Annotated in this window: 13 protein-coding genes; 9 read left to right on the top strand and 4 right to left on the bottom strand. The window is 65.3% G+C overall.

All coding sequences use genetic code 11. The annotated features are described in order from the left end of the window. Positions 1–3: 3 nt before the first annotated feature. Both ACHQ4I_RS02925 and ACHQ4I_RS02920 read right to left on the bottom strand, forming a co-directional pair. Positions 4–867 (bottom strand): ABC transporter permease, encoded by an 864-nt coding sequence (locus tag ACHQ4I_RS02925; RefSeq protein ID WP_420770063.1) that lies wholly within the window; start codon positions 865–867, stop codon positions 4–6. Between the two features lie 4 nt (positions 868–871). Further along, positions 872–1,690, bottom strand: a complete 819-nt coding sequence (locus ACHQ4I_RS02920; protein WP_420770062.1) for an MlaE family ABC transporter permease — start codon at positions 1,688–1,690, stop codon at positions 872–874. Between the two features lie 698 nt (positions 1,691–2,388). Between ACHQ4I_RS02920 and ACHQ4I_RS02915 the strand changes: the two genes are divergently transcribed. Then, the gene (locus tag ACHQ4I_RS02915) at positions 2,389–3,063 is read left to right on the top strand and encodes a chymotrypsin family serine protease (RefSeq protein ID WP_420770061.1); all 675 of its coding nucleotides are present in this window, start codon (positions 2,389–2,391) and stop codon (positions 3,061–3,063) included. An 86-nt stretch (positions 3,064–3,149) separates the two neighbouring features. On the opposite strand, the gene ACHQ4I_RS02910 is transcribed toward ACHQ4I_RS02915, so the two are convergent. Together ACHQ4I_RS02910 and lppU are read right to left on the bottom strand one after the other, a co-directional pair. Next, a complete protein-coding gene (locus ACHQ4I_RS02910) occupies positions 3,150–4,601 on the bottom strand; it encodes an MFS transporter (RefSeq protein ID WP_420770060.1) in 1,452 nt (483 codons plus the stop codon). A 39-nt stretch (positions 4,602–4,640) separates the two neighbouring features. Further along, complete coding sequence (gene lppU, locus ACHQ4I_RS02905) at positions 4,641–5,309, bottom strand: LppU family putative lipoprotein (RefSeq protein ID WP_420770059.1); 669 nt, start codon at positions 5,307–5,309, stop codon at positions 4,641–4,643. 260 nt (positions 5,310–5,569) lie between these two features. On the opposite strand from lppU, the gene ACHQ4I_RS02900 reads away from it, so the two are divergent. From ACHQ4I_RS02900 to ACHQ4I_RS02865, 8 genes are all read left to right on the top strand, one after another. Continuing rightward, positions 5,570–6,124 (top strand): DUF6764 family protein, encoded by a 555-nt coding sequence (locus ACHQ4I_RS02900; RefSeq protein WP_420770058.1) that lies wholly within the window; start codon positions 5,570–5,572, stop codon positions 6,122–6,124. 36 nt (positions 6,125–6,160) lie between these two features. Further along, on the top strand, positions 6,161–7,429 hold the full coding sequence (locus ACHQ4I_RS02895; RefSeq protein WP_420770057.1) for a serine hydrolase domain-containing protein: 1,269 nt from the start codon (positions 6,161–6,163) through the stop codon (positions 7,427–7,429). A gap of 16 nt (positions 7,430–7,445) precedes the next feature. Continuing rightward, positions 7,446–8,852, top strand: a complete 1,407-nt coding sequence (locus ACHQ4I_RS02890) for a cytochrome P450 (protein ID WP_420770056.1) — start codon at positions 7,446–7,448, stop codon at positions 8,850–8,852. A gap of 389 nt (positions 8,853–9,241) precedes the next feature. Next, positions 9,242–10,141, top strand: a complete 900-nt coding sequence (locus ACHQ4I_RS02885) for a L,D-transpeptidase (RefSeq protein ID WP_420770055.1) — start codon at positions 9,242–9,244, stop codon at positions 10,139–10,141. 451 nt (positions 10,142–10,592) lie between these two features. Beyond that, complete coding sequence (locus tag ACHQ4I_RS02880; protein ID WP_420770054.1) at positions 10,593–11,522, top strand: carbohydrate ABC transporter permease; 930 nt, start codon at positions 10,593–10,595, stop codon at positions 11,520–11,522. A 71-nt stretch (positions 11,523–11,593) separates the two neighbouring features. Then, positions 11,594–12,385: a carbohydrate ABC transporter permease gene (locus tag ACHQ4I_RS02875; RefSeq protein WP_420770183.1), complete on the top strand. Its 792-nt coding sequence runs from the start codon at positions 11,594–11,596 to the stop codon at positions 12,383–12,385. A gap of 70 nt (positions 12,386–12,455) precedes the next feature. Further along, positions 12,456–13,784, top strand: a complete 1,329-nt coding sequence (locus ACHQ4I_RS02870; protein ID WP_420770053.1) for an ABC transporter substrate-binding protein — start codon at positions 12,456–12,458, stop codon at positions 13,782–13,784. Positions 13,785–13,811: 27 nt separating this feature from the next. Beyond that, a complete protein-coding gene (locus ACHQ4I_RS02865) occupies positions 13,812–14,891 on the top strand; it encodes an ABC transporter ATP-binding protein (RefSeq protein WP_420770052.1) in 1,080 nt (359 codons plus the stop codon). Position 14,892: the final 1 nt, after the last annotated feature.

The raw sequence follows: 14,892 nt of genomic DNA, 5'->3' as shown, positions 1-14,892 counted from the left end.
GTCCTACCCCGAGATCCGGATGCCGGGATTGACGCCCCAGATCGCCAATGTCATGAACAGGTCCGCGAATACCACGATAATGATGCACATCTTGATGGCCCGACCGGCCGCGACACCCACACCCTCCGGACCGCCCGAGGCGAAGAACCCGTAGTAGCACTGGATGAACGTGGTGATCGCGACGAACACCATCGCCTTGAGCAGCGAGGTGAGCACATCGACAGGTACCAGGAACTGATAGAAGTAGTGCGCGTAGGTGCCGCTGGAGGTATTACCGATCAGCTGCACCGTGAGCGAGCACGAGATGTAGGCCATGGCGAGGCCGAGGCAGTAGAGCGGAACGATGGCGATCATCGCCGCGAACATCCGGGTGCTCACCAGATAGGGCAGCGGCCGGATCGCGATCGACTCGAGCGCGTCGATCTCCTCGGAGATCCGCATCGCACCGAGCTGGGCGGTGAATCGACATCCGGCCTGCGCCGCGAAGGCCAGCGCCGCGAGCAGCGGCCCCAATTCCCTGGTGGTCGCGAATGCCGAGATGGCGCCGGTGATCGGGCTGAGGCCGAGCAGATTCAGTGAGGTATAGCCCTGGATGCCGACCGTCATTCCGCCGAATGCGCTGAGGATCAGGATGACGCCGATGGTGCCGCCACCGACGACCAGACTTCCGTTGCCCCAGGTGACATCCGAGAGCAGCCGCCAGACTTCCTTCGGATAGTGCCGCAGCGCCAACGGGATCGAGCCCACCGACCGCAGGAAGAAGAACACCTGGTGGCCCAGGCGCGCCACCAAATCCACCGGGGCCTGCGCGGACTTCTTTATTTGCCGAAGTGGCCGCAGCAGCGGCGGTACATAGGTTGTTGACACCGGCTCAGACCACCTGTGGGGGGAGGAGAACGTTGTAGATCTGGGTGATGATCAAGTTCACGCCGAACAACATGATGGCGGAACTGACCACCGCCGAGTTCACCGAGTTGGCGACACCACCGGGACCACCGCGGGTATTGAGCCCGGTATCGCAGGCGATGATCGCCGCGAGCAACCCGAAGATCAACGATTTCACCAGTGCGACAAGAAGATCGATGGTAACGGCGAACGAGGAGAAGGTGCCGATATAGGAACCGGGCGTGCCGTTCTGCGCGAAAATGTTGAAAATGTAGCCAGTCAAAAATCCGACGAATACGACGAAGCCACAGAGCAGGACACTGACCAGCATGGCCGCGCCGAGCCGAGGCGCGACCAAGCGGCGCAGCGGATCCACACCCATCACCCGCATCGCGTCGATCTCCTCGCGGATGGTGCGCGAACCGAGATCGGCGGTGATGGCCGAACCGACCGCGCCCGCGATCATCAGCGAGGTGACCAGCGGTGCGCCCTGCTGGATGATGCCGAGTCCGTTCGCCGCGCCGATGAACGAGGTCGCACCGACCTGGCTGGCGACCGCGCCGACCTGGATGGAGACGATCACGCCGATCGGGATGGCGACCAGCAGCGTCGGCGCCGCGGCCACGTTGGACATGAAGGCGCACTGACGGATGAACTCACGGTAGGGAAAGCGACGCCGGAATATCGCGATGAACAACTCCGCGACTGCCGCGAATCCCATCGTGATCTGCCGACCGAAGGTCTCCAAAGAGCGCTTCGGATGGTCTTCCCAGTAGGCCTTCGTCCAATCGACCGCGTCACTCATCCGTGATCGCGCTGGTGGACTCTTGGTCGACTGCACTGGCTAACCCCTCTCGACGCCGGTAACAAACCCCGACGACTTGTTTGCTTGACGCACCTTACTACGGAGTAGTGCAGAACACATCATCGACGTGTGATTGCAGTCATAGATTGGAGCCCGTGTTGGAGAAACGCTATGACCAGTGGCACGGGGCTTGGGACGGGTCCCAAAGTTAACGGTGATACTTCTAGAACAAGTTACAGTTCCACCAGGCCCTATCTTCCCCGCATATGGCATGTTCGGCTAATTGCGCGGATAATATTCATGCAAAATCTGTGGCGATTGGAATGGCTTACGCGATCGCGTCCGACGCAGAACTGAAACGCTATCGCGTACTTTCTGAACATCACTGTTATAGATCTTCGCTATTGCGAAGAATGAGACGCTGCATATGAAATGTCGAAAAATGAGGCCCCCGGCGTCGACGTGATCGACCGCCCGCGGAGCCGACCGGTTTCTAGCGACTTGCAAGCAGTCGCTACGGCCGGTTTCGAGCGCCCCGCAAGCACGACCCGTTTCGACCGACCGGCGAGCAGTCGCCACGACCCGTTTCGAGCGACCCGCAAGGGGACACTATGGATACAGGACGCGCCCGGAGCCGAATACTGACACGATGGGTGCGACAGATTGATATCGTGCGGGCTTCCGACGTCTGGAGGGACATGTTCAGCAAACTCGCCAAGGTGGCCAACGCCGCCTTCGCCGTAGCTCTTGGTGCGGCGCTGGTCGCAACGGGGTCCGGGACCGCGGATGCCGCGCCGGGACCGCCCGTCGTCGGCGGTGGGTCGGGAATCATTATCGATAATCAGTTCGAATGCACTGTCACGACGGTCGGTTACGACGGCGGCGGCCGGCTGGTCGGGTTGACCGCCGGGCACTGCGGCGACCCGGGCGCTCAGGTTTACGCCGAGGCCGACCGCGGCGCGGGCGTGATCGGCCGATTCGTCTACTCCAACCACGATCTGGACTACGCCATCATCCAGTTCGATCCGGGCAAGATCACCCCGGTGAACCGGATCGGCAATGTCACCATCACCGGGATCGGCGGCCCGGCCCAGTTCCCGATGATCGTCTGCAAGGAAGGCCGCACCACCGGCAATACCTGCGGCCTCGCCTACGGTGACCTGTTCGGCACGAATATGGAGACCTGGTCGCAGATGTGTGTGGTGGAGGGCGATTCCGGCGCGCCGGTCGTCGTCGGCAGCACCCTGGTCGGCATGGTCAACGCCTATCTCGCCATCGCCTGCTTCGGGCCCGAGGTCGGCACCAATATGAGCTCGATCATGGGTGATATCAATGCCCGTGGCAGCGTCGGGGCGGGCTTCAACCCGATCTAGCCGACTGCCGAATCAGTGCAACGCCGAATGAGCGGGGCCGACCGTTTCGAGTGACCTGCAAGCAGAGTCACTAGCGGGCGACCCGCTCATTCTGTTTTATGCAGCGGGGCCAGCGCCGGACCCGCCACCCCGCACTGCGGCATGCAGTCGACGTTGTCCAGCGTCGGTGTGTGCCGCGGCTCGCGCAGCAGCACGGCGGCGAGCAGCGCACCGGCCACCAGCAGGCCGACACAGATCCACATCGCGATGCCGAAGCCGCGGTCGAATTCGACCGGATCGCCGAGGGATCCGGAGATTCCGGCGAGGCCGGGCAGCGCGGCGACGGCGAGCAACTGGGCCGTCCTGGCGACGGCATTGTTCACCCCCGAGGCGATACCCGCCTCACTCGACGGCACCGCGCCGAGCACGGCGCCGGTAAGCGGGGCGACCAAGACCGACAGGCCGAGACCGAAGACAAGTACGCCCGGTAGGACATCGGTCAGATAGGTGGTGTCGGGTCCGATCCGCAGCAGCAACACCAGACCGCCCGCCGCGAGCAAAGGTCCGGCCGTCATCGGAATGCGCGCACCGTGCACCTGCGCCCAGCGGCCCGCGGGCGCGGAGAGCACCAGCATGATCAGCGTGACCGGGACCGTGGCCACCCCCGACATCAGCGGCGAATACCTCGCCACCAGCTGCAATTGCAGGATCAGCAGGAAGAAGACCCCGCCGAGCGCGGCATAGACCGCGAGGGTCACCAGATTCGCCGCCGTGAACACCCGGGAGGCGAACAGCGACGGCGGAACCAGCGGATGATCGCTGCGCATTTCGATCACCACGAAGACGGTGAGCAGCAGCAGACCGGCGACGACCAGCAGCGGCATCGCATCGATCAGACCGAAGGTCAGCGCGCCGAGAGCCAGCGCGACCACCACCGCACCCGGAACATCCAGTCGCGCCGCGGCATTCGGGTCATGACTTTCCGGCACACGTTTCAGCGTGACGAGCACGACGACCAGCGCGAGCGGCACATTGATGAAGAAGATGGACTGCCAGCCCGCCAACTCGATCAACCAGCCACCGAGGAACGGCCCGAGCGCGCCGGCGACGCCGCCGAAGCCGGACCACAGGCCGATCGCCGCGCCCTGATCCCGCTGATCGATGGACGAGGAGATCAGGGCCAGACTGCCCGGTGTGAGCAGCGCGCCGGCCACGCCCTGCAGGATCCGCGCGACCACCAGCATCTCGATATTCACCGCGGCGCCGCAGAGCACCGAGGCCAGCGCGAAACCGATGACACCCCAGACGAAGACCTTGCGACGACCGAGATGATCGCCGAGTGAACCGCCGAGCAGGATGAACGAGGCCAGGGTCAGGGTGTAGCCGTTGAGCGTCCACTGCAGTCCCGCGACATCGGTGTCGAGGGATGCACCGATGCGCGGCAGCGCGATATTGACGACGGTGGCATCCAGTGAGGCCACCGACGAACCGAGGATGGTGGCCAGCAGGATCCAGCGGCCGGTGGCCGAACTCAGCCGGGGTAGCTCTTGCGCACTCACCGACCCAACGTAACCTCCGCGGGCCGGATTCCGTGGCGGTCAGAGATTCTGGACGCAGACCACGAAATGCCGGGTCGGGTACTCGAACCCGCTGCTGCTGCCGCAGACGCTCGCGTCATCGGCGCCCTGCTGGATATTGGTCACCTTCACGCCCTGGCTGACGCGTTCGGTGCAGTCGATGCGCTTGGGGTCCTCGCCGCCGATATCCATGCAGCCGCCGACGACCCAGTCGATATCCAGGCAGATCGCACCCTGCTGGGAGCCGTTGAGGGTTTCGAAGTAGGCGGAATCGCGGTCGGCGACGCACTGCGAACTGTTCGCGGCCTTGCCGATCACTTTGTAGTTGGATGCCCGGCTGCCGCAGGACGCCTTGGCGATGGTGGCGTTATCGGTGGTGCCGCCGAGCGTCACACAATCACCGACATTGGCCTGGAAGTCGGTGCTGCCGCCCTTGGTCGCCGAGGTGGTCGTGGTCGGCTTGCCGGACGACGGACGTGCGCTCGTTGTCGGCCGCCCCGAAGTGGGCCTGGCGGATGAGCTTTTCGGAGTATTGGTGGACGAGACCGCGTCGATGGTCCCGTTCCCTATTGCGGGCTGGGCGGTGCCGCTGATTTTATTGCCGCAGCCCGCGAGCGTGAGCGCGGCGACCACCGCGACGGCGGCGACGGCCGCCATCGCGAGGCGACCCGAGATCAGTTGACGAGACACGTACAGTCCTCCCGGCTGTAACGCTCCGAACTCATTTCCCCCGTCGGAATCCGAAGTTGATCTAGCAATGCGTGAGATACCACGCCATGCATACACCACCGACCGCGCGTGCGTCGAGTCGACGGCGGCCAGGCCGGAGCAGCACACTACCGGCCCGGATGTCGGCTCGATCACTCCCGCGCGGCGCCCGACCAGCGGAATCGGCCCCCCAGCAACCGATCTGAGTATGGTGGGGTTTCAGGTGTGAAAGGAGCTCGTCCGTGAAGCTGATCAGCGCAATCGCCTGCGCCACCGCCGCGGTCGGCACCTCGCTGATGCTGCCGTCAGTGGCATCAGCAACCGATGTGCATTGCGCGGCCGAGAGCGGAACCGACGTGACCGTGATCGACGGGCACACCGGATGCCGGGCCGCGGCGGAAACCCACGGCCGGGCACGGGCGGCCGGATACGACGGAGTCGGCTACGCGCACGCCGCATCGGGCGCGGCCGCACTCGGCGTCGGCGCGGCGGGCGGCGTCGGCGCCAGCGATGGGGTCGGCGGGGTTCCGATCGCCTTCGGCTACGGCGCGGACGCGATCGCGCAGACCTCGATCGCCGCTGCGGCAACGGATTCCGAGACCCAGCAAGCACCGGCGGCCACACCGCTGTTCGCGGTATCGGTCGCCTTCGACGGCTCGCGCGCACAGGTCGCGACCGCCGAGAGTTCGGTGGTGTGCCTCGGCGTGGCGGCCTTCGCCTGGAATTCGGCCACCGGCGCGACCTGCCTGACCACGCCCTTCGGTCGCTGGCAAACACCACTATCCGAGCTAGGCTGAGAGTTCGGCCCCGCCAGCGAGCAGGAGGTGCGACCCATGGTTTCTGCCGTCCCGCCACCGGACCGGTGGCCATCGGCGCCACGGGAAATGCTCGTTGACCCAAGGTTCGTCCGGCTCGCCGACCACTTCTTCGGCATGTTCGCCCAGCCGACGCGCGGCGGTGGCGCCCTGGCCATCTACCTCGATGGTCGGCCCGTCGTCGATATCTGGGCGGGCTGGGCGGCCAAGGATCGGCGCTGGAACGGCGACAACCTGGCGCTCACCTTCTCCACCGGCAAGGGCGTCGCGACGACCGTGGTACACCGGCTGGCCGAACGGGGACTGATCGACTACGAGGCCGCGGTCGCGACGTATTGGCCCGAGTTCGGCGCGCACGGCAAGGATGACATCACCGTGCGAGATGTGCTCTCGCATCGGGCCGGACTGCATCGGGTGCGCGGTCTGGTCCCCGGCCGCGAGGGCATCCTCGACTACGACGCCGTCGTCGCGGCACTGGCCGAGAGCCCGGCCGATCCGCGGCGGATCCGCACCTCCGGCTATCACGCGATCACCTTCGGCTGGCTGGTGGCCGAGATCGTGCAGCGGGCCACCGGTGATTCGTTCACCGAGGTGCTGCGGCGCGAGATCGCCGAACCACTCGGCTACGACGAATTCTGGTTCCGGGTACCGGAATCCGAGCGCTACCGGATCGCCAAGACCTTTCCGCATCTGAGCCCGCCCGGAATCCGTTGGAATACCGCGTCATCGGTGCTGTCCTGGGTGCGGCCGATACGCGGACTCGCCGAGGCGGGCATGCCGGAGAGCTTCGACGAGTTGGTCCGCGATCCGCGCGTGCACGATGCGGTGATGCCGGGCTGGAACGGCGTCTTCTCGGCGCGCGCGTTGGCCAGAATGTATGGGGCACTTGCGAATAGGGGCCGGGTCGAGGCACTGGATGCCGAACGCGGTGGACACCGCATCGCGGCGGTGCAGTTCCTGAAACCGGAGACCATCGAGCTCATCAACCAGACGCAGCGGGCCGACAGCCGCGACTATGTGCTCGGACTGCCGCTGAAATTCACCCTCGGTTATCACCGGCCGGTGGTGATGTCCAAGCAACAACCGCGAGAAGCCTTCGGCCACTACGGTCTCGGCGGTTCGGGGGCCTATGCCGATCCCGAACTCGGCATGTCGATCGCCTTCATCACCAACCGCCTCGGCAATGCGGTGACCGCACTCGGGGACGCCCGGCTCGCGCGCCTGGCCGTCATTGCCAGCAATACGGTGCGCAAGGCGAAACCGGCGGTCGAACCGGAAGACCGGTGAGTTCGTAGCAATAGATATGGAGCAGGCGGACGCACCACTCGAAACGGCGCCGGAGGCGCCGCATTCGATGCCGCGCCCACCCAGGATGGTGCTCGCGCACGCGCTGGCCGCGGGCATCGATTTCGAGCGGTACTTCCGGTGGCGGCGGGGGCGCGAGGGCGATCCGTTCTACGTCCGGTTCCCCGGTTTCGGTGCGGTGCTGTTCACCGGCACCGCGGTCGGCGCTCGCGAAATCTTTCGCGCGCCGATCGAACTGCTCGAACCGCCGCGGCCGAATCCGATCGAACCGCTGGTCGGCTCTGCCTCACTCATCCTGGCCGCCGGCGAACGGCACCAGCGCGATCGGGCACTGCTCGCGCCTGCGTTCCACGGGTCCCGGATCCGGGCCTACGGCGAGCTCATTCGCGACTCGACGATAGACGAAATATCCGGCGGCACAGGCGAATCCCGCCCGGCGTGGCGACCAGGCACGCGCATCGACTCGCGCGCGGCGGCCAGGACGATCACGCTGCGGGTGATTCTGGAGGCGGTCTTCGGGGTGGACAGCCATGCGCGGCGCGCCGAATACACCGCCGCCGTCGCGGAATTCCTCACCGCCTTCTCCGGCCCGCTGATGCTGGTGCCCGCCCTGCGCCACGGGATGTTCGGCCATGCGCCGTGGGACCGGTTCGTGGCCGCGCGCGAGCGGCTGGACGAGCTGATCCTGGCCGATATCGCGCGGCGACGCGCGGTGGCCGACGGCCGCGCGGTGGGCGCCGACATTCTCGGCATGCTGCTGGCGACCAGCTATGACGACGGCACCTCCATCTCCGATGACGAGCTGTGCGAACAATTGCGCACCCTGCTCGTCGCCGGGCACGAGACCACCGCGACCACGCTGGTGTGGGCGCTGTTCCATCTGCATCGGGCACCCGAGGCGCTGGAGCGCCTGCGCGCCGAACTGCGCGCGGCCGGACCGGATGCCTCCCCGCTCGAGCTGGCCCGACTGCCGTTCTTGGATGCGGTCTGCCAGGAGACGCTGCGGTTGCATCCCACGGTGCCGATCGTCCTGCGCCGGCTGACCAGGCCGTTCACGCTGCGCGGGGTCGCGCTCGCGGCGGGCGAGACGATGGGCGTCGCGGTGCCGCTGCTGCACTCCGATCCCGCGGTGTGGTCGGACCCGGAGCTGTTCCAGCCGGAGCGCTTCATCGGGCGAAAGTATCGGCCGTTCGAATTCGCGCCGTTCGGCGGCGGACATCGGCGGTGTGTCGGGGCGTCGCTGGCCGATTACGAACTGCGGATCGTGCTCGCCACCGTGCTCGGCCGGGTCCGGCTGCGGCTTCCGTCGCGGTATGCGCGGGGGCGGGCGCCGCTGTCGGTGCCGCACAACATCGCGACGGGTCCGCGCCGGTCGATCCCGTTCGACGTCGTGACCGATGCGTGATTTATCTCACGAAGCGGTTTGCTGCCCGCTGCGCGCGCCCGCTCTATTCGATCTTCGGCCGCATCGAGATTCGCCGTCCTGACCGGCACTTATCGCGAAAGATGGTGGCCGCCAACAGCATATGTGTCGCGCGACACACTTGACGGTCGGTACGAATCAATCAGAAACACCGCTGGCCTCGGATGGCACCTGGACGGTAGGAAGGACGGCAGGGTCGGGTGCGTCATCAATACCCGTGGGGTGCCTCATGCTCCCCGCGCCGTTTTTCCGTGGGCGTTTGCGGCGGATTCCATATCAGTCTTCGTGGAACCGCCATGCGAACACCACACCGATGAGTGATCTCGCTGCGCCACCGGCGCAACCGAGAGATGGATTGGAACGAGAAACCTATGCATGCCGCTTTGCACACCGGGACGTCGACTGCTCCTCGTCGGGGGGCGCTAGCCCGCCGACTCCGGCAGGGCGTCCTATTGTCGGCGGCGATCGCCGCGATCGGTGTCACCGCCGTCGCGCCCGCACAGGCCGATCCGCTGGTGCCCGGTTCGGGCTCCTCCTCCTCGCCCGCGACCGATCCGGGCGTCAAGGCCAATTTCGCACCGCCGAACATCAGCCCCGGCGACGGTGAGACCGTCGGCGTCGCGCAGCCGATCATCATCAACTTCAAGGAGCCGGTGACCGACCACGCCACCGCCGAGCAGGCCATCAAGATCACCTCCTCGAATCCGGCGCCCGGGCACTTCTACTGGTTCAGCGACAAGCAGGTGCGCTGGCGGCCGAACGAGTTCTGGCCCGCCAACACCGATGTGACCGTCGAGGCGGGCGGCACCCGCACCGCCTACCGGATCGGCGACGCCTTCATCACCACCGCCGACGACACCACCCACACCATCACGATCACTCGCAACGGCGAGGAGATCATGACGATGCCGACCTCGATGGGCAAGACCAAGCACGAGACCCCGAACGGCACCTACTTCGTCGGCGAGCAGCTGCGCAAGATGACCATGGATTCGTCCACCTACGGTGTGCCGACCACCGATCCCGAGGGCTACAAGGTCGAGGTGGAGTACGCCACCCGCATCTCCAACAGCGGCATCTTCGTGCACGCGGCCCCGTGGTCGGTCGCACAGCAAGGCGTTTCGAACGCCAGCCACGGCTGCCTGAACGTCAGCACCGAGAACGCCAAGTGGTTCTTCGAGAACGCCAAGAAGGGCGACCCGGTCATCGTCGAGAACACCAAGGGCGGCACCCTGAACGCCCGCGACGGCTACGGCGACTGGAACGACTGAACATCCGGTCGAGCATCCCCCGAGCTCAACTCAGCCCAGGCGCGATCGCCTGGGCTGAGTTCGTTTTGTTCAGCTGATGGTGTTCCGGAATTTCCCGGACGACGGACCAGTTGCCCGTTAATCTCCCGAGTGGCGCAACGCTACAACTGATTGCGGGAGAACATGGGTAACTCGTCGGGTACGCCCAGAAACCAATCACCGGCACGACCGTCGGCCCGCGAGGAAACGCTCATCGCACCCAACGACCGGCAGAAGGTCCGGGGATGCGGACGAGCACATGGGTAACTCGTCGGATACGCCCAGCATCCAGCCGCCTGCACGAGGGCCGGCCCGCGACGAAGATGGCCTCGCACCCAACGACCGGCAAAAGGTCCGGGGAGCGGGCGAGAAGTTCAGCGTATCGGCGTTCAGCGTTAACCGATCATTTGCTGCGCGCCGTAAGGCTTCGGCCGTGCGAACCAGGCCCGAACGAGTGCTGCCCCAACCGCCCGGGCGTGGCCTGCGCAATCGGCCGTGGCAGGACTATGCGCTGTTCCTGGTGTTGCTCGGGCCGAATCTGGCGCTGCTGGCGCTGTTCGTCTACCGCCCGCTGGCCGACAATATCCGGCTCTCGTTCACCGACTTCAATATCTCCGATACGTTCGTGACCTACATCGGGTTCGCCAACTACACGGAGTGGTGGGGGCGCGACGATTCCTGGCAGATCGTCACCAACACAGTGGTTTTCACCCTGGCCGCGGTGGTCGGCAGCATGGTGCTCGGGCTGGCCCTGGCCCTGCTGCTGGACCGTAAGCTGTTCGGCCGCAACCTGGTCCGTTCCACCATCTTCGCGCCGTTCGTCATCTCCGGCGCCGCCATCGGCGTGGCGTTCCAGTTCATCTTCGATCCCAGCTTCGGGCTGGTCCAGGATGTGCTGCACCGCATCGGCGTCGACAAGGTGCCCGACTTCTACCAGAACCCGCACTGGGCACTGTTCATGGTGACGGTCACCTATATCTGGAAGAACCTCGGCTACACCTTCGTGATCTACCTGGCCGCATTGCAGGGCACCCGCGCCGACCTGATGGAGGCGGCCGAGATGGACGGTGCGAGCCGCTGGACCACCTTCACCAAAGTGCTCTTGCCGCAACTGCGCCCGACCACCTTCTTCCTGTCCATCACGGTGCTGCTGAACTCGCTGCAGGTCTTCGACATCATCAATGTGATGACGCGCGGCGGGCCGCTCGGTACCGGCACCACGACCATGGTCTACCAGGTCTACGAAGAGTCCTTCCGCAACTTCCGGGCCGGATACGGCGCGACGGTCGCCACCATCATGTTCCTCGTGCTGCTGGTCATCACGCTGGTTCAGGTGCGCATCATGGATCGGGGCGAGCAGTGAAATATGCTGGCGTGCAGACGCTTTCGTATCGGCGCAGGCAGCGGGCGGTCACCCTGCTCGGATACGCCGCGATGGTGTGCGTGCTGATCATCGTCGGCGTTCCGCTGTTCTGGATCTTCATCACCTCGTTCAAGGCGCGTCCGGATATCTACACCCAGCCCGCGGTGTACTGGCCGCACGGCTGGCATCCGGAGAACTACGAGGAGGCCACCACCGCACTGCCGTTCTGGACGTTCCTGCGCAATTCGCTGATCATCACCGGGATCGTCTCGCTGGTGAAATTCGTGCTGGGTGTGTTCAGCGCGTACGGCCTGGTTTTCCTGCGTTTTCCTGGCAAGACCGCGGTATTCCTGGTGATCATCGCGGCGCTCATGGTGCCCAACCAGATCACGGTGATCTCCAACTACGCGCTGATCGCGCAGTTGGGCTGGCGAAATACCTTCCAGGGCATCGTCGTTCCGCTCTGCGGGGTCGCCTTCGGCACCTTCCTGATGCGCAACCATTTCCTCTCGCTGCCCTCGGAGGTGATCGAGGCGGCCCGGATGGACGGCGCCAACTGGTGGCGGCTGCTCACCCGGGTGGTGCTGCCGATGTCCGGACCGACGATGGTGGCCTTCGCGGTGGTCACGCTGGTCAACGAGTGGAACGAATACCTCTGGCCGTTCTTGATGGCCGATGACACCAGGGTCGCCACGCTGCCGGTCGGCCTGACCCTATTGCAGAACACCGAGAATCCGAGCGTTACCAACTGGGGACCGGTGATGGCGGGGACGCTGCTGACCATGCTGCCGATCCTCATCGTCTTCCTGCTGCTACAGCGCCACATGATCAAGGGCCTCACCTCCGGTGCGGTCAAGGGTTGAGCCCACCCGCCGCCCGACCACCACCCCCGAAGGAATCGCTACGCGATGCATACCCGATTAGGAGAAACCAGTGTCCACTTCACAATTCCCGGCACTGTCGCGGCGCGGATTCATCGGCCTGGCCGGTGCGCTGGCGGCGGGTACCGCACTGACCGCGTGCGCGGGCAGCGGCGGTGGCGGCAAGCAGTCCGGTGACGCCAACACCATCACCTTCTGGTCGAATCACCCTGGCACCTCGAAGGAACTCGAGACCGAGCTGATCAACCGGTTCCAGGCGAAGTATCCGGGCCTGAAGGTCAATCTGGTCGATGCGGGCAAGAACTATGAGGAGGTGTCGCAGAAGTTCAATGCGGCGCTATCCGGCGGTGAGCTGCCCGATGTCGTTGTGCTGTCGGATGTCTGGTGGTTCAACTACGCGCTCAACGGCACCATCGAACCGCTGGACTCGCACTTCGCCGATGCCGGGGTGCAGCTCGACGACTACGTCGATTCGCTGGCCGCGGACTATGTGTTCAACGGCAAGCACTACGCACTGCCGTACTCACGTTCGACGCCGCTGTTCTATTACAACAAGGATGTGTGGGCGAAGGCCGGTCTGCCCGATCGCGGCCCGCAGAGCTGGCAGGAATTCGACGAGTGGGGCCCGAAGATCCAGTCGGTGGTCGGCGATGGCAAGCTCGCGCACGGCTGGGGTGACGCCAAGAACTACCTGGCCTGGACCTTCCAGGGACCGAACTGGACCTTCGGCGGCGCCTACTCCGATCAGTGGACGCTGAAATTCACCGACCCCAAAACCATTGCGGCGGGCCAGTTCCTGCGCGATATGATCCACACCAAGAAGTACGCGGGCATCAAGCCGCAGATCGCCGTCGACTTCGGCACCGGCGTCATCGCCTCCACCATCGCCTCCACCGGCGATCTGAAGGGCATCCAGAAGAACGCCGAGGGCAAGCTGGAGTTCGGCACCGCCTTCCTGCCACATCCCAACGGCCCCGGCGTCACCACCGGCGGCGCGGGCCTGGCGGTTCCGTCGCGGATCTCGGATCAGCGGAAGGTGAACGCGCTGAAGTTCATCGAATTCGTCACCAATGCCGCGAATACCGCGTACTTCTCACAGGGCACCGGATACATGCCGGTGCGCAAGTCGGCGGTGAGCGATGCGAGCGAGGTCGACTTCCTGGCGAAGAATCCGAAGTCGAAGGTCGCCATCGAGCAGCTCGCGGTGACCAAATCGCAGGACTACGCGCGGGTGTTCGTGCCGGGCGGTGACCAGATCATCGGCACCGGGCTGGAGCAGATCGGTCTGCAGAATGCCGATCCGGCAACGGCTTTCGCCAATGTGGCGAGCCAGCTGCAGGCCATTATCGATCGGCAGATCACGCCGAAGCTGCCCAAGTAATACGCACCGAAGAGGGAGATCGACAGCATGGCAACAGTGCACTTCGACGGGGTGACGCATCTGTATCCCGGTGCGCCGACGCCTGCTGTCGACAGCCTGGAGCTCGACATCGCCGACGGGGAGTTCATCGTCCTCGTCGGCCCGTCGGGCTGCGGCAAATCGACCAGTCTGCGGATGCTGGCCGGGTTGGAATCGGTTGCGGCGGGGCGCATTCTGATCGGCGGCAAGGATGTCACCGGGCTGCCGCCGCGCGCCCGCGATGTGGCGATGGTGTTCCAGAGCTATGCGCTCTACCCGAATATGACCGTCGCGCAGAATATGGGCTTCGCGCTGCGCAATGCGGGAATGAACAAGGCCGATACCGCGGTTCGCGTCCAGGAAGCGGCGAAGATGCTCGAGCTCGAACATCTGCTCGACCGCAAACCGGCGAAACTCTCCGGCGGACAACGCCAGCGCGTCGCGATGGGCCGTGCCATCGTGCGCCGCCCCCAGGTCTTCTGCATGGACGAGCCGCTGTCCAACCTGGACGCCAAACTGCGGGTGAGCACCCGCTCCCAGATCGCCGCACTGCAGAAGCGCCTCGGCACCACCACCGTCTATGTCACCCACGACCAGGTCGAGGCCATGACCATGGGCGATCGCGTCGCGGTGCTGCGCGACGGAAAACTCCAGCAGATCGCCAAACCCCGTGAGCTCTACGACAATCCGGTGAACACCTTCGTCGCTGGCTTCATCGGATCACCCGGTATGAACCTGCTCGACGCCCCCGTCCACGACGGCGCGGCAGTACTCGGCGACCTGCGAATACCCTTACCCCGCAGCGCGACCAGCGACCGAGTCGTGGTCGGCATCCGCCCGGAATCCTGGGAAACCACCACCGATCCGGACAACAGCCTGGCCGTGGCCGCCGAACTCCTCGAAGAACTCGGCGCGGAATCCTTCATCTACAGCCACGGCGTCACCGACGAATGGAACAGCCGCTCCGGCAAGGTGGTCGCCCGCGTCGACCGCCGCTTCCAGGTGGCCCTCGGCGACCGCCTGCGCCTGCGCCCCAAACTCGACGAGATCTTCTTCTTCGACGGCGAAACCGAGGAACGCCTGCGCTGAA

Origin of the sequence: Nocardia nepalensis, from assembly GCF_048910785.1 — a bacterium.
Classification (GTDB): Bacteria; Actinomycetota; Actinomycetes; order Mycobacteriales; family Mycobacteriaceae; genus Nocardia; species Nocardia nepalensis.
This window is presented reverse-complemented; position numbering and strand designations above follow the sequence as displayed.

Excerpts from the sequence above, each read along its gene's own strand:
- ACHQ4I_RS02915 (WP_420770061.1), top strand. The coding sequence starts at position 2,389 with ATGTTCAGCAAACTCGCCAAGGTGGCCAACGCCGCCTTCGCCGTAGCT.
- ACHQ4I_RS02865 (WP_420770052.1), top strand. The coding sequence starts at position 13,812 with ATGGCAACAGTGCACTTCGACGGGGTGACGCATCTGTATCCCGGTGCG.
- ACHQ4I_RS02890 (WP_420770056.1), top strand. The coding sequence starts at position 7,446 with ATGGAGCAGGCGGACGCACCACTCGAAACGGCGCCGGAGGCGCCGCAT.
- ACHQ4I_RS02895 (WP_420770057.1), top strand. The coding sequence starts at position 6,161 with ATGGTTTCTGCCGTCCCGCCACCGGACCGGTGGCCATCGGCGCCACGG.
- ACHQ4I_RS02885 (WP_420770055.1), top strand. The coding sequence starts at position 9,242 with ATGCATGCCGCTTTGCACACCGGGACGTCGACTGCTCCTCGTCGGGGG.
- ACHQ4I_RS02920 (WP_420770062.1), bottom strand. The coding sequence starts at position 1,690 with ATGAGTGACGCGGTCGATTGGACGAAGGCCTACTGGGAAGACCATCCG.
- ACHQ4I_RS02875 (WP_420770183.1), top strand. The coding sequence starts at position 11,594 with ATGGTGTGCGTGCTGATCATCGTCGGCGTTCCGCTGTTCTGGATCTTC.